This window comes from Pseudomonas imperatae, assembly GCF_057128625.1.
Map to the genome: position 1 here is coordinate 88,443 of NZ_JBSKHP010000009.1, position 17,268 is coordinate 105,710.

General features: G+C 59.6%; 12 protein-coding genes and 2 pseudogenes. 3 read left to right on the plus strand and 11 right to left on the minus strand.

Going from position 1 to position 17,268, the window contains the following annotated elements; genetic code table 11:
* Positions 1 to 2: 2 nt before the first annotated feature.
* From ACWKWX_RS13445 to ACWKWX_RS13455, 3 genes are all read right to left on the minus strand, one after another.
* Positions 3 to 1,094 (minus strand): WD40/YVTN/BNR-like repeat-containing protein, encoded by a 1,092-nt coding sequence (locus ACWKWX_RS13445; RefSeq protein WP_483827997.1) that lies wholly within the window; start codon positions 1,092 to 1,094, stop codon positions 3 to 5.
* Between the two features lie 64 nt (positions 1,095 to 1,158).
* The gene (locus ACWKWX_RS13450; RefSeq protein WP_483827998.1) at positions 1,159 to 2,532 is read right to left on the minus strand and encodes a DUF1329 domain-containing protein; all 1,374 of its coding nucleotides are present in this window, start codon (positions 2,530 to 2,532) and stop codon (positions 1,159 to 1,161) included.
* A gap of 13 nt (positions 2,533 to 2,545) precedes the next feature.
* The gene (locus tag ACWKWX_RS13455) at positions 2,546 to 4,225 is read right to left on the minus strand and encodes a DUF1302 domain-containing protein (RefSeq protein ID WP_483827999.1); all 1,680 of its coding nucleotides are present in this window, start codon (positions 4,223 to 4,225) and stop codon (positions 2,546 to 2,548) included.
* Between the two features lie 339 nt (positions 4,226 to 4,564).
* Between ACWKWX_RS13455 and ACWKWX_RS13460 the strand changes: the two genes are divergently transcribed.
* Positions 4,565 to 5,467: a LysR family transcriptional regulator gene (locus ACWKWX_RS13460; RefSeq protein ID WP_483828000.1), complete on the plus strand. Its 903-nt coding sequence runs from the start codon at positions 4,565 to 4,567 to the stop codon at positions 5,465 to 5,467.
* Positions 5,468 to 5,547: 80 nt separating this feature from the next.
* On the opposite strand, the pseudogene ACWKWX_RS13465 reads toward ACWKWX_RS13460, so the two are convergent.
* From ACWKWX_RS13465 to ACWKWX_RS13485, 5 genes and pseudogenes are all read right to left on the minus strand, one after another.
* Positions 5,548 to 5,855 (minus strand): annotated as a pseudogene (locus tag ACWKWX_RS13465) (cyclase family protein); the annotation flags it as partial.
* A 191-nt stretch (positions 5,856 to 6,046) separates the two neighbouring features.
* A pseudogene (locus ACWKWX_RS13470) lies at positions 6,047 to 6,229 on the minus strand (Na+/H+ antiporter NhaA); the annotation flags it as partial.
* A 418-nt stretch (positions 6,230 to 6,647) separates the two neighbouring features.
* Positions 6,648 to 7,175 (minus strand): isopentenyl-diphosphate Delta-isomerase, encoded by a 528-nt coding sequence (gene idi / locus ACWKWX_RS13475; protein WP_483828001.1) that lies wholly within the window; start codon positions 7,173 to 7,175, stop codon positions 6,648 to 6,650.
* On the minus strand, positions 7,172 to 8,662 hold the full coding sequence (locus ACWKWX_RS13480) for a UbiD family decarboxylase (protein ID WP_483828002.1): 1,491 nt from the start codon (positions 8,660 to 8,662) through the stop codon (positions 7,172 to 7,174). The genes idi and ACWKWX_RS13480 overlap by 4 nt, the downstream gene beginning before the upstream one ends.
* Positions 8,663 to 8,803: 141 nt before the next feature.
* Complete coding sequence (locus tag ACWKWX_RS13485; RefSeq protein ID WP_483828003.1) at positions 8,804 to 9,058, minus strand: DUF2790 domain-containing protein; 255 nt, start codon at positions 9,056 to 9,058, stop codon at positions 8,804 to 8,806.
* A gap of 251 nt (positions 9,059 to 9,309) precedes the next feature.
* Between ACWKWX_RS13485 and ACWKWX_RS13490 the strand changes: the two genes are divergently transcribed.
* Together ACWKWX_RS13490 and ACWKWX_RS13495 are read left to right on the plus strand one after the other, a co-directional pair.
* Positions 9,310 to 10,029: a response regulator gene (locus ACWKWX_RS13490; RefSeq protein WP_483828004.1), complete on the plus strand. Its 720-nt coding sequence runs from the start codon at positions 9,310 to 9,312 to the stop codon at positions 10,027 to 10,029.
* Positions 10,026 to 11,432, plus strand: a complete 1,407-nt coding sequence (locus ACWKWX_RS13495; protein WP_483828005.1) for an ATP-binding protein — start codon at positions 10,026 to 10,028, stop codon at positions 11,430 to 11,432. The genes ACWKWX_RS13490 and ACWKWX_RS13495 overlap by 4 nt, the downstream gene beginning before the upstream one ends.
* Before the next feature lie 47 nt (positions 11,433 to 11,479).
* On the opposite strand, the gene ACWKWX_RS13500 is transcribed toward ACWKWX_RS13495, so the two are convergent.
* The 3 genes from ACWKWX_RS13500 to ACWKWX_RS13510 are packed head-to-tail and all read right to left on the minus strand — an operon-like array spanning position 11,480 to position 17,157.
* Positions 11,480 to 12,910 (minus strand): efflux transporter outer membrane subunit, encoded by a 1,431-nt coding sequence (locus ACWKWX_RS13500; protein WP_483828006.1) that lies wholly within the window; start codon positions 12,908 to 12,910, stop codon positions 11,480 to 11,482.
* Entirely contained in the window at positions 12,900 to 16,046 is a 3,147-nt protein-coding gene (locus ACWKWX_RS13505; RefSeq protein ID WP_483828007.1) for an efflux RND transporter permease subunit, read from the minus strand. Before ACWKWX_RS13505 ends, ACWKWX_RS13500 begins: the two co-directional genes overlap by 11 nt.
* Positions 16,047 to 16,059: 13 nt before the next feature.
* The gene (locus ACWKWX_RS13510; RefSeq protein ID WP_483828093.1) at positions 16,060 to 17,157 is read right to left on the minus strand and encodes an efflux RND transporter periplasmic adaptor subunit; all 1,098 of its coding nucleotides are present in this window, start codon (positions 17,155 to 17,157) and stop codon (positions 16,060 to 16,062) included.
* Between the last annotated feature and the right edge of the window lie 111 nt (positions 17,158 to 17,268).

The window sequence follows — 17,268 nt, forward strand, 5'->3', positions numbered from 1 at the left end:
CCTCACTCCGGGGCGATTGTGGTCGACTGCGGCAGACGCGACAGGCCGGTGAATCCAGCAACGATCAGACTGCCATCAGCCGCCTGGGCCAAGCCCGATACGGGCACGCCCGGCGGTACCTGCAAGGGCAGCAACGTGTCGCCGTGGCGGGCATCGCTGCTGAACAACACCCCACCCTGATTGGCCAGCACCACCCTGCCATCGGCCAATTGAGTCGCACTGCCGATGGAAACCGGCACGGGTACGGGCATGCTTGTGAAGGTGTCACCACCATTGCTGCTGATGAAAGCATTGCCCTTCAGGCCAGCCACCAGCAGCGCACCGTCGGTACGGGTCTGCAAGGTAAAGAAGGTGCCGGCGTAGGGGCTTTGCAACATAGAGAAATGTCCCGCTCCATCGTCGGAGCGCGCCAAAAAACCTTGCTCACCGGCCAGAAACCAACGGTGTGCCAAATGGGTGACCGCATACAGGTGCAGACCCGATGGATTGACGATGTCGCCCATTGCCGACTGCCAGGTAGCGCCACCATCGGCAGTGCGAAAGGCCAGACCGAAGGCGCCGACGATCATGCCCTGACGGGCATCGACGAACTCCAACGCCAGAAATGGCTTGTCAGCACCGTCGGCCACTAGGCGCTGGGCGCTCCGCAGGCGTGCTGCCTGTGCGTCCTGCTCCACATTGGCCGCTGGCTTCTGCGCAGCTTCAAGTTCCAGCTGCGCCGCGCGGGCGCCATCCAGTTGCAGTTGCCAATGATCTCCACCGTCGATCGTGGCTAGCACCACGCCGCCATGGCCCACGGCCCAGCCGTGGGACGCATCCGCGAAGCGCACCGCCGTCAGTGTCACCGACACCGGTACCGGTACTTGGCGCCAGTGCTGCCCGTTGTCCTGCGACACCTGCACGACACCGCGCTCCCCCACCGCAACTAGGCGATCGCCGGCGCGCGTCACATCGATCATCACCACCGCCTGACGGTCAGCCATCGACATGGCCGGCGTACTCAGTACCGGGCCCACGGTGGCAACTGGCTGAGCGCTGGCCATGATCGATAACAGCAGCAACGGCAGGGTCAGGAGCATGTTGTTTTTGTTCATTGCTCACCTCGAAATGGACAACCGGAAAGGCCAGTGCCCAAGGCACGACCTATCCGGGACTGCGTTAACGCACCCCTTGACCGGCCATGGCCTCAGGGGAAAACTCCGACGGCTTGAAGCGATCGACGATGCGATAGCGATCCTGCTGCCCGGCGTAGAGACTTTGGACAAACCAGGCGCCAGAAGTGAGGTCGTAGAACCCCGCCGTCAGCGTGACTTGTGCAGGAATTTCGGGCAGAAGCGCCGGCAGCGTCCACAGGGTCTTGGCCAACTTTCCACTGGCGTCCCAACGGTCACCCAGCACAGCCTGCCAACTGTCTTCGTCAATGTAGTAACGGCTTTTGGGCAATTGATGGCGCTTGCCGGGCGCCAAATCAGCCTCAACCACCCACACCCGATGCAGTTCCCAACGCACGTAGTCTGGGTTGAGGTGGTGAGCAGCCAGTACCGGTTCGGGCTTGTCGGCGTTGAGCACTTTGTTGTTGTTATATGGGATGTACATTTCCTGCTTGCCGATCAGCTTCCAGGTGAAGCGATCGATACGCCCAGTGAAAACGCTCAGTTCATCGAATGACATGACCCCGGCGGTCGCCGGCGTCGGCGTATCGCAACACGCATTGGGCAACTTGCGCACCCGACGCTGACCGGTCAGGTACACGTGGGACTGAGACTTTTCGTCGTCGATATTGGCCTGCCCCAGGATCTGCTCCCCCGCACGGATGGGTGGACCCACGTCGAGCATGCGGAAACTCCAATAGTTGCCATTGAAGGTTTCCGGCGAGCCGTCCTGGAAGTAATAAGGCATTTCCTGGATGGCTTTGCCATCGGCGGTCAATACCTGGGCACCGTCTGCCGTCATCAGGTAGTGGCGTGGCCGCATGGAGATCGAAGTACCCCGCCAGCTGAGCAAGTGGTTCCAGATCACCTCGGCGCCGTTCTGCGGAATCGGGAAGGGAATGCCACCGAAGGCACCCTGAGGCACTGGCCCCGACTCACTATCGACCAGCTTGGCCCGGGTAGCGTTTTTCAGGGTGTTGTCGTACACCCATTGCGGTGCCGCTGCCGTGCGGTGAGTGGGGTATACGTCGACGCGATAGGTATCGGGGTAGCGCTTGAACATCTCCTTTGTCCCGTCCGTGAGCTTGTCAGCGTATTGAGCGAGATTTTTGGCGGTGATGCTGAACAGTGGTTTTTCAGCGCTGAAAGGATCAGGGCGCTTGCCGCCCGCCTGGAAACCAGCATCTACCTTGGCATAGCCACCGTCCCAGGGCGGGATGGTCCCGGCGGAATTACCAGCACGCTCGGCGCCCAATGGGGTCAGGGTGGTGGAAAGTTTGGCGGCCTCTTGGGCGGTGCTGGCGAAACTGTTTTGGCCGGCCATGACGGCCACGCTCAACACGGCGACACACAACGTCTTCAATGCAAATCGAGTCTTCATGCGCAAGGTCCTGTCAGAACGTGGTCTTCACGGAAAACGACAGGTAATCCCTGTCTTTCAGCGTCTGTTCGAAGTTGTACTGGTTCGACGCGTTGAGGTAGGTAGCGGCGGGCCCGTAGTAATGGGTGTACGTCAACCCAGCGGTGATTCGGTCCAGGTAGGTGGCCGAAATCCCGATGTTCATGTCCCCACCTCGGGTGGGGCCGAAGTTGCTGACCACCGCAGATTTCCCCATGGGGAAATAGCTCAAGCCCACCGGGACGCTGACATCCACGCCGCTGAACATCTGGCGGTACGTAGGGGTGTATACCGCCTTCAGGCCCACCGCATCGCGGGTAGCCCCCGGGTCCAGCGCATCGGGGTTTCGAGTCACGCTGAGCAAACGGTTCCAGGCGATTTCCGCCACAAGTGCCGACTCGTTTGCCAAGAAGTTGGGATCGAATGAAGCCAGCACGTTGAGATTGAGGTGGGCGGTGTGCCCCACGGCATACAGTGGATGGTCATCGTTGTCGGCGCTCATCCCGGCCAGCACGGTGGGTGCGTCCGACACCAATGGCATGTTCCAACGCATGGAAGCTTCACCGGCGAAATTGTAGGCGCCTACCGTCGTGGAAAAGCTGGTGCCCAGGACGCGAATGTCTTCGGGGTATACCCAGTAGTAGTCACCGATGTTGCCGGTGCTGAAGTCCGGCGAGCCGGTGACGGGTTTCAAATACAGCTGTGGGGTTTTGTCGTGGTACTGCAATGCATACAGACCGTACTCGACAGTGTCAGCGTTGTACTTGAGCTGAATACCGCCCTGCCCGGTATTGCGCGCCTGCTCATCGCTGCCATGGTAGAAAGCCTGGGGGCTGTTTGCGTTACCTCCCAGGAATGCAGGGAAGGGATCACCCACGATCAGACGTTCGTTGCCAGTTCCAATGGTGTCGCTGACAGCGAAATAACTGCCCGCACCCGGCAGGCGCGTAGCTTCCCACTCAAACTGGTAGAACATACCCATGGTGAGATCATTGCTCAGCTGGAAGGTGCCCGACAGCTGATCGACTGGCCGGATCAATTCCTTGAACTCGGTGTTGGGCACCGACTGGGCCTTGACCACGTCTACCGGTGCCATGCCGCCGGCAATGCCGTTGGCACCAAAGAACAGGCTTTCCCCCCAAATCAGGGCATGGCGGCCCAGGCGTACTGAGGTCGAGTGGTCAGCCAGGTCACCGTTCCAGTACACGAACGCATCCAGCAGCTCGCCATCGCCACCATGCAGATGGCGGGTGTCATCGGTAAAATGGTTATACGCTACCGAGGCCTGATTGGAGCGAGAGGGGTCAGTGTTGTCGTTGTTTTTCTGATACTGGGTGTCATACCAGGCAGCACCGCTGACGCGAGCACCGTAGTTTTTGTAGCTGACGTCGAACTCAGAGAGCAGGTCAAGGCGATTGGAAATCAGCCCCTTCTTGAAGTTGCGATCACCGTCATCCTGGTTGAGTGCAGTCGGGGTTTTCGACAACTGCGCGCTGGGGTTCTGCAGGCGGCTGGCCGCGCTGTATTTGATCGTGTTGTCCCAGTGCAGCGTGAGGTCCTGGTTATCCGTTTCGATCTGGAACGCCTGGACGCCATGGATGCCGAAAACTAGACTTGCCGCAAGGGTAAGGGTCACGGGTGCATGCCGCGACGCGGCAGTCTTTCGAGAAGCCATCGATGTACCCTCTTGTTATTTTTGTGGGTGCTATCGCTTCATGCAGGACGACTGTGTATCGCTTCCAATCTTCAGTTCTTCAGTCGGTTGTCCTGAATCGCGGTTAGCGTCCAAGCGGTTCAGTGCCTGGTTGAAATCAGCTTGTCTTAATCGCTGTTGCTTGGGAAATCGCTTGTAAGGATGTTATGTATCGCTAAAACCGGTAGCTGGAAGGGAGGGTCTGTTTGTCGTTTCAGCTCAACCGCATCCGTTCATGGCAGGATTGTCCGCCCCCGCACCCAGCGGTAACATCGATACCTCGGTAGATGCTCATCGCCCCCATGGATACGGAGTCAACGCATGCGCTTCAAAGGCCTGGATTTGAATTTGCTGGTCGCACTTGACGTGTTGCTCGCACAGAAAAACATTAGCCAGGCCGCCGACACGGTGAATCTCAGCCAGTCGGGCATGAGCGGCGCACTGGCGCGGTTACGCGAGTATTTCGACGATGAATTGCTGGTACTGTTTGGCCGCAACCTGGTACTTACACCGCTGGCGGAGTCCTTGGTGATACCGGTTCGAGAGGTGCTGATGACCATCGACACCACCATTGTCACCCGCCCCAACTTCGATCCAGCCACGGATGATCGTACCTATCGCCTGTTGGTCTCGGAGCTGACCATGCTGTTGCTAGTGCCCGCGCTGGTACGCCGCCTGGCGCACGAAGCCCCTCACATGAAGATCGAGTTGATCGCCCAGCACACGGCGTTCGAAATGCTCGAACGCGGCGACGCTGACCTGATGCTGCTGCCCGAGCAGTTCATGGCAGAAGAACACCCCAGCCAGAAGCTTTACGAGGAAAGTTACGACTGCGTGGTGTGGTCGGAAAGCACCAGGTTCGGCGAGACCTTGAGCTTCGAAGAGTACATCGAGGCATCACATGTCACGGTAGAACAGGGGCCCAATCACCTTCCCGCCTTCGACGGCTGGTTCCTGAAACGTTATGGGGCAGAACGCAAATCGGGGGTCATCACCTCCAACCTCACCTTCCCACCATTGCTAGTGGTGGGGACAGATCGAATCGCCACGGTTCACCGCCGGTTGGCAACTAGAGCGGCCGCCTACCTTCCGCTCAGGGTGCTGCCAACACCGGTGGTGATGCCGCCTTTGAGTCAGATGCTGCAGTGGCACAAAAACCGCTCCAGCGATGTAGGGCTGACCTGGCTGCGGCAAGTTGTGGCCGAAGAAGCCAGCAAGATCTGACTCCACAGCTTCATAGCAGCGGCGGCCAGACCCCGTCTCAGTTTGGAGGCTAACCCGGGTGCAGTCTGACGACCGCTAACCTACTCTTCGAAAATTTCCACCGCCCTGACGAACCGACCGAGGCTCTCTCAATCTTGTACGGAAAGCACGAGATCATGAAACCGAACGGAGGCAGCTGCTTCAGATGGGACAATTTTTCCATCTGCACACAGCCGATGTCGCGGCCTGCATTTTGCCCTTCCCAGATGGCTAACGGGTCACCGGTCTGCCCGAAGCGCTCGCGGGTGTATTTGAATCGCGCGCCCCAGTTCCAGGCATCGGTGCCTACCACCTTGACACTACTGTCGAGCAGAAACAGGGGCGCCTCGCGGCCAATAGGGATTCGAGCATGTGCTGGGCAGGAAGTGTGTAGCTCATCGTACCGACCAGAGCGAAATTGGTAGCTTACCGTACCAGAGCGTGGCTCTTAGATCATTTACTGGCGGCTAACCTGGTGGCGCGCGTCGCCTAGGCGGATAGATACCCCCTCCCAGATTTCGTATCAAAGCATCGGTGATACTCCGGACTTGGCCGAAAGCCCTACCTAGAGGTACGTTTCCCCTTAAAGTGCAGCAGTCCCCACGACAGCCCAACAACTGCGGAGGCTGACGAGGCACAAAGCACGCTCAGCTTAGCTGCCGCTAGCAGATGTCCGTCCTCGAAAGCCAAGCCTGCGATGAATATTGACATTGTGAAGCCGGTGCCGGCGAGCAGGCCCACCACTGTTCGACAGCGATGATGTGCTATAGGCCATGCAGACCCGCTACAGTGGTGACCTGGACACGACATTCCTGCCAGGGATTGCCGGGCACGTGCTCGATCCGTCGCAAACACCCGAGTATGACCCGCGGGTTGCGACCAAGGGTACGACCACAAAGACGATCTTCGACTGCACGGTCCCTTTCCACCTGAAACAGCATTTCGAACGAGCCCAATTCAAGGACGTAGATCCCAGCCTTTGGGCGCCGGAGTTGTTCCCCAAGAAAGGATAGATTGCCGTTACCCGCACAAGCCTCCACCCTGTTGTGGTGGAGGCTCATCCCGACTGTGGGGGCAAGTGGCGCCCCCCCTGAATTCACGTAACACCTATGCCCGGATATTTGCAATTGCCAAGATTTGCCCTTGGTGTCAGCCATTGCGCCTACCAACGCTGGGGCAACGGACCTAGCCTTCGGCTTTTTCGTCTGCCGAGCCAACGTAGGTAAAGCCCGCGAACCAGGATTGCCTGCAACTGCGCGACCATCCATGGGCTATATGCGAACGGCGCAGCCCTGGCACTGCCCAGCACGGCCTCAGCATTGACCCACTGCCATTCCATGACTTCGGCTGGCTCGGGACGGGGCGTTCCGTACGTCATTGCCCTGAGCACGGAGCGATACCCCTGCTCCAGGGTGCTGTCAGCGCCGTCGGCGTGATAATTGAAATCCTCCATGAGCAACTCAACCTGATCCACCACTACACCCAGTTCAAAGGCACAGCGTCGTTTTACTGCTGCCTCCAGCGGCTCGTCTGCGTCGAGGTGGCCGCATACCGAATTACTCCATACGCCTGGCCAGGTTTCTTTGCCCAGGGCCCGGCGGGTTATCAGCACTCTACCCTGCAAGTCAAAGATGTAGCAGGAGAACCCGGCGGGTGAAGCGCTATCCTGGTACCGACCTGGGTCACTCATGCTGGCCTCCGGGGAAACAGTTCAGGGGCATAGGGGTGCGGATCGACGTCGACGAATTCGGCGCGGGTGAAGTGCTCGCGCAGATGGAACGGCGCCGTGCAATCGAAGATGGTCTTGCAGGTGTTGCCGCGCACCAGCAGCGCCGGGTTGTATTCCGGGCCTTGGGAAGGGTCGAGCACATGGCCTGGCACGCCGGGTAGAAAGATCGTGTCCATGTCGCCCTGATAGCGGGTCTGCATGGCCCACAGCACGTCGTCGGAGTCGAACGGGTCGACGTCCTCGTCCACCAGGATCACGTTTTTCAATTCGCGGTACACGCCCAGGGCAATGATCGCCGCCTGGCGCTGACGGCCTTCGTCGCCTGCCTTGCGCTTGGCCACCTGCAAAATCGCCAGGAACTTGCCGCCGCCCGCCGTGTGGGCATACACGTTGACCAGAAAGCCCGGCATGGCCAGGTCCACGGCGTTGCGGATGCTGGCTTCGGTGGGGATGCCGGCCAGGTTGGTATGTTCCTCGCCCGGGCCTACCAGGGTTTGCAGGATAGCGTCGCGGCGCATGGTGACCGCGGTAACGCGGATGATCGGCAGCGTCGGGTTGGCCGGGCCGTTGTAGCCGGGGAACTCCGGCATGGCGTGGCCGGTGTTGGTGTTGATGTCTTCACGCATGCGCTCGTAGGGCAGGATCTCGCCTTCGATGACGATCTCGGCGCGGGCGATGGACTTCTGATTTACGCTGACCGCGTCCACCAGTTCCACGCCTTGGCCGCGCAGGCCGCCAGCGATCTTCAGTTCATCGAAGCCCAGAGGCGTGGTGGGTGCCTCGAAGCAGGCGCCGATGGGGATCGCCGGGTCCAGGCCCATGTTGATGGTGATGGGCAGCGGCTTGCCGGCGGCTTCGGCCTTCTGGCGGAAGTGGTCGATGTGGCGGTCGGGGGCGAAGAAGATGGTCAGCTTGTCACGGTCCTGCACGCACAGGCGGTGGATGGTGACGTCGGTGTGGCCCAACTCCGGGTCGCTGCCCAGCACCAGGCCCAGGCAGAAGAACGGTCCGGCGTCCTGGGCGGTATTGGTGGGTGCGGGCAGTAGCGTACGAATGTCGAAGTCGGGGTCCTGGGCGTGAAAGACTATTTCCTGGCAAGGGGCGTCGGCGTGGTCAATGATCACGGGATCGATGGGGTTTTTCACCGCTTCGCCCATGCGTTCGGCGAGCTTTTCCGGGGCGCTGTCCAGCAGCAGGCCGACGCGTTCGCGGCTGGCCATCAGGCCTACCAGCACGCGGGAATGGGGGTAGCCTTCGATGTTGTTGAAGATCATCGCCGGGCCCAGCCGGGTTGGGCGCTGGACCGTGCCGCCAGCACCGATGCGGCGGTACACGCCGGCCAGTTGCGCCTTGGGATTTACCGGGTGGTCAGTTTCCCGTAGTTGGCCAGGATGAGCCTGCAGACGCACCAAGGCACTGCGCAGGTCGTTGATAAGTTGCTTGTCCATAGGTTACTTCGCTTTTTTTGGGCGCTATGCGCAAGGCACGCACTCGACGAACTCAAACGCAGAGAATAAATTGACTTGACCGGCAAGCACAGGGGCTGCGGGTCACCAGCAACGCTAACTGATGGGCCAGCACCTTGGTGCTTAATCGGACGCCGTGCAGGAATCCGCAAGCTGACGGAACTCGACCGTTTTCTCAGCGCCGGTCGAATCGATGTAGCGCATGGTAGAGGTCACCACCTTGCAGGTAGGGGAAGTTGGCGTATCGATACTCACTACTTTGGCAATATCCATATTGTCGCCGTAGTGATATTCACCGGCAGTCGCCAACGGTGTGCCAGCGGCCACGGTAAGCACCAAACAGGCACACTGCAACAACATCTTGGATGAGTTATTCATTTCATTTGTTCCTTGGATAGGGGTAATTTTCACTTCGGCGAATATAGGCCGCCAAGGAATCTGAATCCTCCCGAAACAAGCGAATTTTGTCGCTGTGTTGTCGGGCTTATCACCCTCTTGTAGAACCTTGTCGCAAAACTGTATCCACCGCTGCGAACATCGCTTACACCCCCTGCGAGGCGGGGCCACGCTTTCCTTTTATGGCGCTCTCCTCTACCCTGAAAGCTTAAAAAACTGACGAATCGCACCTCATGAACAGCGCAACGCACATTGCCATCGTCGATGACTACGAAGACATTCGGGACTTGGTCGGCCAATATCTTCGCCAACATGGCTACCACGTCACGACCTGTGAAAATGCCTTGTCACTTCGCCAGTTACTTGAAGTTCAACCACCCGACCTTGTAATTCTCGACGTGATGATGCCCGGAGAAGATGGCCTGAGCCTGTGCCGACACCTGCGCACTCATACGGATATACCGGTTATTTTCTTAAGTGCGATGACCGAAGATCTGGACGTGATATTGGGCCTTGAACTGGGTGCCGACGATTACCTGGCCAAACCCTTCAATCCGCGCGAACTGCTGGCACGCATCAAGGCCATCCTGCGCCGAGTGCAACGTCCGGTTGAGGCGCCCACGCCCCAAGTAACGGAGTCAATCCAATTCGGCCAATGGACCTTTAACCGCAAGCTGCGCGAACTGGTCGGAGCCGATGGCATCTCCACACCATTGAGCGCTTCGGAATTCAAGCTGCTATGTGTATTTGTCGACCATCCGGAGCAAGTGCTCACCCGTGACGAATTGCTGGAGCAGGTCGCAGGGCGCCAGCAGGACTACTTCGACCGCAGCATCGACAACCAGGTCAGCCGGCTGCGCAAGAAAATAGAGACCGATCCCAGGCAACCCAGGCACATCAAAACCCATTGGGGCGGTGGCTATTCGTTCTCGCTGCTGGATTGCGGCTCATGAAAAAGCCGTGGGAAACCAACCTCACGGCGCGGTTCATTTTTCTGTTGCTGCTAGCACTGATCACCTCGCAATTATTGACGCTGGGCATCTCATGGGATGAGCGCGGCAGTGCTCTGCGCGAGGTGGCCAAGGGCGAGTTCCTGAACCGCTCGGCGTCCCTTGCGCTATTGCTGGACAGCATGCCTGTCGAAACCCGCGACGGTATTCTCAATGTCAGCAACACCACCTATGGGCGATTCTGGGTCAACAGCAATGAGCCACGCACGCCCTCCCAATGGTGGGCATCGGCACGCGAGCATCTGCTTGAGCCACTGTCGGGCAATGATCACCTTGAGGACGCTCGCCTGAACGCCAAGGTAGCCAGCGAGAATCTGCCGGCCGAACGCATTGATACGCTGGCAAGTTGGAGCACACCGGCTGCCAACCTCTGGCCTTCTCCGCGCCCGGCCAAGTTCGTCTATCTTGCTCCCCTGAACGTCATGGGAATTGCCACCCCACTCAAGGATGGCAGCTGGTTGCAGGCTGTCTATGCAAAACCAGTTGAAGGCTCGCCTTTTGAGAAAAAAGCAGTTTTTTCCTGGCTGGTCACCGCCCTGGCCCTATCCGCCATCGCCGCCTTGATTGCCCGTGAAATCAGCCGACCATTGAAACGCTTGGCCGAAGCCGCCGAAAAGCTGGGACGCGGGGAAGTCACTGATGACTTGCAAGAGACCGGCCCTACCGATATCAGGCGAACGGCAAAGGCATTCAATCGCATGCAACTGCGCATACGCCGATTTGTCGAGGACCGAACCTGCATGCTCGCTGCCATTGGGCACGATCTGCGCACACCGTTAACCTCCTTGCGCCTGCGTGCCGAGTTCGTGGGCGACGCAGATCTGCAAGCAAAAATGCTGGGGACCATTGCTGAAATCAGTGCCATGACCGAGGCCGCCATCCACTACGCACGTGGGGAATACATTAGCGAGTCCACCCGGTTGATCGACATAACGGCACTGGTGGAAAGCTTGTGCGAAGATCTGGCGGAGCTGGGACTGAAGGTCAATTACCATGGCGATGGTAAAGTAGCGCTCCCCTGCCGCCCTGACTCACTGCGGCGGGCCTTGCGCAACCTGATTGAAAACGCCGTGCGGTACGGTACGCAAGCCCATATCAGGGTGTCGCAAACCTCAAGCGACGTGCTGATCGATATCAAGGACGAAGGCCCCGGAATACCGGCCCAGGAAATGGAGCATGTGTTCACCCCGTTCTACCGTATGGAGCACTCGCGCAACCGCCACACCGGTGGTGTGGGGCTGGGTTTGTCGACCGCACGGTCCATTGCCCGGCAGCACGGGGGGGACGTCACGCTGCATAATTCCCCGCACGGCATGAATGCCCGTATCAGCCTTCCCAAGGCGTGATCCGGCGCAACGCGGCGTCATACTGCGCTGCCCGGAACCGGTGATGTCTAAGGAGAGTTGTGCGCGACGGCTGGAGCCTGATCAACCTCAGTCCAGCCCCCGCCCAAAGCCTTGTAGAGTTGGACTTGTGCGATCAGTTCGGCAAGGCGGTCAGTCAACAGTTGCTGACGAGCCGACAGCAACTGCCGTTGGGCATCGAGCAACGTCAGATAGCTGTCCACCCCCTCGTCATAACGCTGTTGGGCCATTTGCGCATACTCGTCCGAGGCACGTACCAAGTCCTGCTGGCTCTTGAGTTCCTCCTCCCAGGTGCCCATCGCTGCCAAGCCATCGGAGACTTCCCGGAATGCGGTCTGGACAGTTTGCTCATAATCGGCAACATGGATGTCTTTCTGGATTTTGGCGTAGTCCAGGCTGGCGGATAGCCTGCCACCGGTGAAGATGGGCAGGCGAATCTGCGGTACAAAGGACCAGCTCTCCGAGCCAGGATCGAACAGCCCACTGAGCTGGCTGCTTGCCGTACCAGCGCTGGCGGTCAGCGTGATGGCGGGGAAAAAAGCTGCCCGGGCCGCGCCGATATCAGCGTTGGCCGCCAACAGTTGATGCTCAGCGGCTCGAATATCCGGGCGTTGCAGCAACAGGTTGGCAGGCAGACCTGCTGGCACTTGTGCCAATACCGGGGCTTCGAGCGAGATGACCGGCATGCCCATCGGCAGATCAGTGCCCACCAGCAATCGCAAGGCGTTGATGTCCTGCGCGACTTGGCGCGTATAGGCCTGGACTTGCCCACGGGCGCTGTCCACCAAGGTGCGTGCCTGGCGGACATCAAGGTCCGACGCGGTACCGGCATCGCTGCTGGCCTGGATCAGCGACAGGTTATGCCCATAATTATCCAGGGTCGAACGGGTGACCTCCAGCAGATGCTGATCGGTTTGCCAGGTCAGGTAGGCAACTGCTACATCGGCCACCAGGCCAATGCGCACGCTGCGACGGGTCTCCTCACTGGCCAGGTAGGTTTCCTGCGCCTCTTTCGACAGGCTGCGGATCCGCCCCCACACGTCCAGCTCATAGCTGGTCAGGCCCACCGAGACGCCGTTGTCACCGGTGGTCAAATGTTTGCCCGTGTCGGACAGGTCGGCGGGGGTACGCGAGCGCCCCCCTTCGCCGTCAAGGCCGATTTCCGGCGACAGTGCCGAACGCTGGATCTGGAACTGCGCCCGGTACGCGGCGACGTTCAGCGCAGCCTTGCGCAGGTCGCGATTGTTGGCCAACGACAGGTCGATCAGGCGGTGCAAGGCCGGATCCTTGAAGAAGCGCTGCCAGTCGATCGGAGCCGCATCGCCCCCTTGCGGGGCCGCGTACGCGGCACCCTGGGGGTAGGCACCGGGGACGGGCATATTCGGGCGATGATAGGTCGGGATAAAGCTGCAGCCTGCAAGGCAAGCAGCCACAGCGAGCAACAGCGGCTTATGCCTCATGGCTTGCTCCTTGTGCGTGCTCGGCCTTGGCCGAACGTCGGGAGGTGAACAGTTTCATAACGCTCACGTAGAACAGGGGGACAAAGAAAATCGCCAGGAAAGTCGCCGCCAGCGTACCGCCGACCACGCCAGTGCCGATCGAGTGCTGACTGCCACTGCCAGGGCCGTGCGCGCGGGCCAAGGGTAAGGTACCCATCACGAAAGCGATGGACGTCATGATGATTGGACGCAAGCGCAGGCGCGCTGCTTCCAGGGCTGCTTCCCTCAACGGACGACCATGCTTCTCGTGCAGGTCCTTGGCAAACTCCACGATAAGGATCGCGTTCTTCGCCGCCAAACCCATCGTGGTCAACATGCCCACCTGGAAGAACACGTCATTGGATAGCCCGCGACCCAAGGTCGCCGCCAATGCACCCAGCACGCCCAATGGCACTACCAACATAACCGATACCGGTACCGACCAACTCTCGTACAGCGCCGCCAGGCACAAGAACACGATCAACAGCGATAACCCATACAGCATGGGTGCCTGAGAACCTGCGGCACGCTCCTCGTACGACAGTCCCGTCCAGGACAGCCCTACACCATTGGGGAGCTGCGCGGCCAGACGCTCGACCGCAGCCATCGCATCGCCAGTACTGTAACCGTCAGCCGGCTGGCCTAGCAGTTCCACCGAAGGGATACCACCATAGCGCTCAAGTTTTGGCGAACCGTAGATCCACTTGCCGCTGGCGAAGGCCGAGAACGGTACCATTTGCCCAACATCGTTACGTACGTACCACTTGTCAAAGTCCTCGGGTGCCAGACGGGAGTCCTTCTGGCCCTGTACATAGACCTTCTTGACCCGCCCCTTATCAATGAAATCATTCACATACGACGACCCCCACGCCACGGACATGGTGTCGTTGATGGAGGTAATGGATACCTGCAACGCGCGGGCTTTTTCGTCATCGATGGTGACTTGATACTGACCTTCATCATTCAGCCCGTTGGGGCGAGTCAGGCGTAGCATCGGCTCCTTGGCTGCCAGTGCCAGAAACTGGTCACGGGCCTTCATCAGCCCAGCATGACCAAGGCCAGCATTGTCCTGCAGGAACAAGTCGAAGCCGATGGCGTTACCCATTTCCTGAATGGCCGGTGGCACAATCGGGACTACGTTGGCGTCCTTGATGCCCGCCGCAAACCGGCCAATGCGGGCGGCCACCGAAGCCACGCTTTGGTCAGGTGTGGTGCGCTCATCAAAGGGTTTGAAGCCAATGAACACCAGACCAGAGCTTTGACCACGGCCCGCGAAGTTGAAGCCGTTGACCTCGAAGGCCGAACTTACCGCACCTTGCTCATGCGCCAGCACGTAGTCGCGCACCTGGTCCATGACCACCTGCGTGCGTTCCGCGCTGCTGTTAGGAGGGGTCTGCACCTGAACCATCATCACGCCCTGGTCCTCGTCGGGCAGGAAGGAAGATGGCAGTTCACGAAACAGCAGCGCCACACCCACCAACAGCAACACGTAGATCGCAAAAGTGCGTTTGGGCGCTCGCAGCAATCGGCCGACCCCACGTTCGTAGCGGGCAGCATTGCTCTCAAAGGTGCGATTGAACCAGCCGAAAAACCCCTTCTTGGGACCGCTGCCGGAGGCATGCGGCTTGAGCAGCGTGGCGCAGAGCGCCGGGGTGAACACCAGTGCAATCAGCACCGACAGCGCCATGGAGGAAATGATGGTGATAGCGAACTGGCGATAGATAATACCTGCCGACCCGCCGAAGAAAGCCATCGGCAAAAACACGGCACTGATCACTAGGCCAATACCGACGAGGGCGCCAGATATCTGCTCCATGGACTTGTAGGTAGCCTCCTTAGGCGAGAGGTGTTCCTCCACCATTAGCCGCTCTACGTTTTCCACTACCACGATGGCGTCGTCCACCAACAAGCCGATTGCCAACACCATGGCGAACATGGTCATCACGTTGATGGTAAAACCGCAGGCGAACAGCACCCCAAACGTACCCAGCAGTACCACCGGTACCGCCAGCGACGGAATCAGCGTGGCGCGGATGTTCTGCAGGAACAGCAACATGACAACAAACACAAGCGCGATGGCTTCGAACAGGGTGTGGATGACCGCGTGAATCGAGGCGTTGACCACCGGTGAGGTGTCATACGGGAACACTACTTCCACCCCTTCGGGCAGGTAGGGCTTGAGCTTATCGACCGTGGCCCGTACTCGGGAAATCGAATCGAGCAGGTTGGCACCCGTGGCCAGACGCAGCGCGATACCGGCGGCGGGCTTACCGTTGTATTCGCCACTGATCGAGTAGTTCTCACTGCCCAGAGTGACCTCACCCAGATCCTTCAAACGAATCTGCGAGCCATCAGGCTGGACCTTGACCAGGATTTCCTTGAATTCATCTACGGTACGCATACGCGTCTTGCCGATGACCGTGGCGTTGAGCTGCACACCGCCACGGGTTGGCAAGCCGCCAATGGAGCCGGATGACACCTGCACGTTCTGCGCCGATACGGCGTCGACAACATCCTCGGGCACAAGCTGATAGCTGTTGAGCTTGGCCGGATCCAGCCAGATGCGCATGGCATTCTGAGCGCCCATGATCAGGTAATCGCCCACGCCCTTGGTGCGCGCCAAGGGGTCCTGGAATTGGGAGACGATCAGGTTGCCCAGGTCAAAATTTGAGAGGTGGCCGTCCTTGGACACCAACGCCATCACCAACATGAAGTTGATCTGGTATTTGACCACTCGGATGCCCTGGCGCTGCACCTCTTCGGGAAGCATGGGCTCGGCAAGCTGGAGCTTGTTCTGAACCTGAACCTGGGCGATATCCGGGTTGGTGCCTTGATCGAACGTCACAATGATCTGCAGGCTGCCATCGGAGTTGGAGTTGGAGGTGATGTAGCGCAGGCCATCGAGGCCATTGAGTTGCTGCTCGATCACCTGCACCACGGTGTCCTGGACGGTCTGCGCCGAGGCCCCTGGGTACGTTACGCTGATCTGGATAGCAGGCGCGGCAATATTCGGGTATTGGTTGACCGCCAGCGAGCGAATCGCTAACCCACCACCCAGCATGATTACCAGCGCAATGACCCAGGCGAAAATCGGCCGGTCAATGAAGAAACGAGACATGGGGAAAGTACCTTTATCGTGACGCGGTCAGCGCATCGAGATCGACGTTTTGCGCCGGCGTGGCGTGCACTACGCTGGTGGCACCGAGGTGCTGCAGACCTTCGGTGATCACTTGCTCGCCGGGTTTCACGCCGCTGTCTACCAGCCAGGCATTGCCCATGGTGCGAACCACCGACAGGTCGCGGTGCTCGACGTGATTGTCGGCGGTGACAACCCAGGCAGTGGCCATGCCGCGGCTATCGCGAACGATCGCCTGCTCGGGCACCAGCATGGCGCCCTCACGCACGCCTTCCTTCAACTGGGCATGCACGAACATACCGGGCAGCAGCGCTCGGTCGGGGTTGGGGAACACCGCCCGCAGGGTCACGGAACCCGTCCCCTCGTCCACGCTCACTTCGGAGAATTTCAGCGTGCCCGTCAGTGGGTAGGCGCTACCGTCATCAAGGGTAAGGCTGACCTCTGCCTGATCGGCACCTGCGGACTTGAGCGCGCCAGAACTCAGTGCGCGCTTGAGCGCCAGGATCCTGGTAATGGGTTGAGTCACGTCGACGTAGATCGGATCGAGCTGATTAACAGTTGCCATGGCACTGCTTTGGCCATTGGTCACCAGCGCCCCTTCGGTGACGGCCGAACGGCCGATGCGCCCGGAAATCGGGGACATTACCTCGGTGTATTGCACATTGATATCGGCAACTTGTTTATCGGCCTCGGCCTGTTTCCAGGCCGCAAGGGCGTCATCATACTGCTGCTGGCTGACCGCGCGGGTCTTCAACAGGCGCTCGTACCGCTCGGCAAGGTTTCGGGCGCTACGCAGATTGGCCTCCGCGCGGGCCTGCTGGGCTACGTAGGTGCGAGGATCAATCTGGTACAGCTGCTGCCCCTGCTTGACCTCTGCGCCTTCAGTGAAAAGCCGTTGTTCAAGAATGCCACTGACCTGGGGACGTACTTCAGCTACGCGATAAGCCGAGGTCCGACCTGGCAGATCGGTTGTGAGCGTCAAAGGGGCCGCAGTGATGGTATAGACACCCACTTCGACAGGGGCGGTGCTGGCCACGGGCTGCTCCTGATGGCAGGCGCCGAGCAGCGTCGAAAAAACAAGTATGCAAGGAATGTGGTGCGCTTTGGAAAGTTGCACAACAAGGCTCCGTGTAAAATAGGATCGATCATGCGGTTATCGCAGACCTACTACTGGCATGCGGCACCGCCGTGGCCAGAGACGTGG

Bases quoted from the DNA above. Each gene is read 5' to 3' on its own strand.
- ACWKWX_RS13445 (WP_483827997.1), bottom strand. From the start codon at position 1,094: ATGAACAAAAACAACATGCTCCTGACCCTGCCGTTGCTGCTGTTATCG.
- ACWKWX_RS13450 (WP_483827998.1), bottom strand. From the start codon at position 2,532: ATGAAGACTCGATTTGCATTGAAGACGTTGTGTGTCGCCGTGTTGAGC.
- ACWKWX_RS13455 (WP_483827999.1), bottom strand. From the start codon at position 4,225: ATGGCTTCTCGAAAGACTGCCGCGTCGCGGCATGCACCCGTGACCCTT.
- ACWKWX_RS13460 (WP_483828000.1), top strand. From the start codon at position 4,565: ATGCGCTTCAAAGGCCTGGATTTGAATTTGCTGGTCGCACTTGACGTG.
- idi (WP_483828001.1), bottom strand. From the start codon at position 7,175: ATGAGTGACCCAGGTCGGTACCAGGATAGCGCTTCACCCGCCGGGTTC.
- ACWKWX_RS13480 (WP_483828002.1), bottom strand. From the start codon at position 8,662: ATGGACAAGCAACTTATCAACGACCTGCGCAGTGCCTTGGTGCGTCTG.
- ACWKWX_RS13485 (WP_483828003.1), bottom strand. From the start codon at position 9,058: ATGAATAACTCATCCAAGATGTTGTTGCAGTGTGCCTGTTTGGTGCTT.
- ACWKWX_RS13490 (WP_483828004.1), top strand. From the start codon at position 9,310: ATGAACAGCGCAACGCACATTGCCATCGTCGATGACTACGAAGACATT.
- ACWKWX_RS13495 (WP_483828005.1), top strand. From the start codon at position 10,026: ATGAAAAAGCCGTGGGAAACCAACCTCACGGCGCGGTTCATTTTTCTG.
- ACWKWX_RS13500 (WP_483828006.1), bottom strand. From the start codon at position 12,910: ATGAGGCATAAGCCGCTGTTGCTCGCTGTGGCTGCTTGCCTTGCAGGC.
- ACWKWX_RS13505 (WP_483828007.1), bottom strand. From the start codon at position 16,046: ATGTCTCGTTTCTTCATTGACCGGCCGATTTTCGCCTGGGTCATTGCG.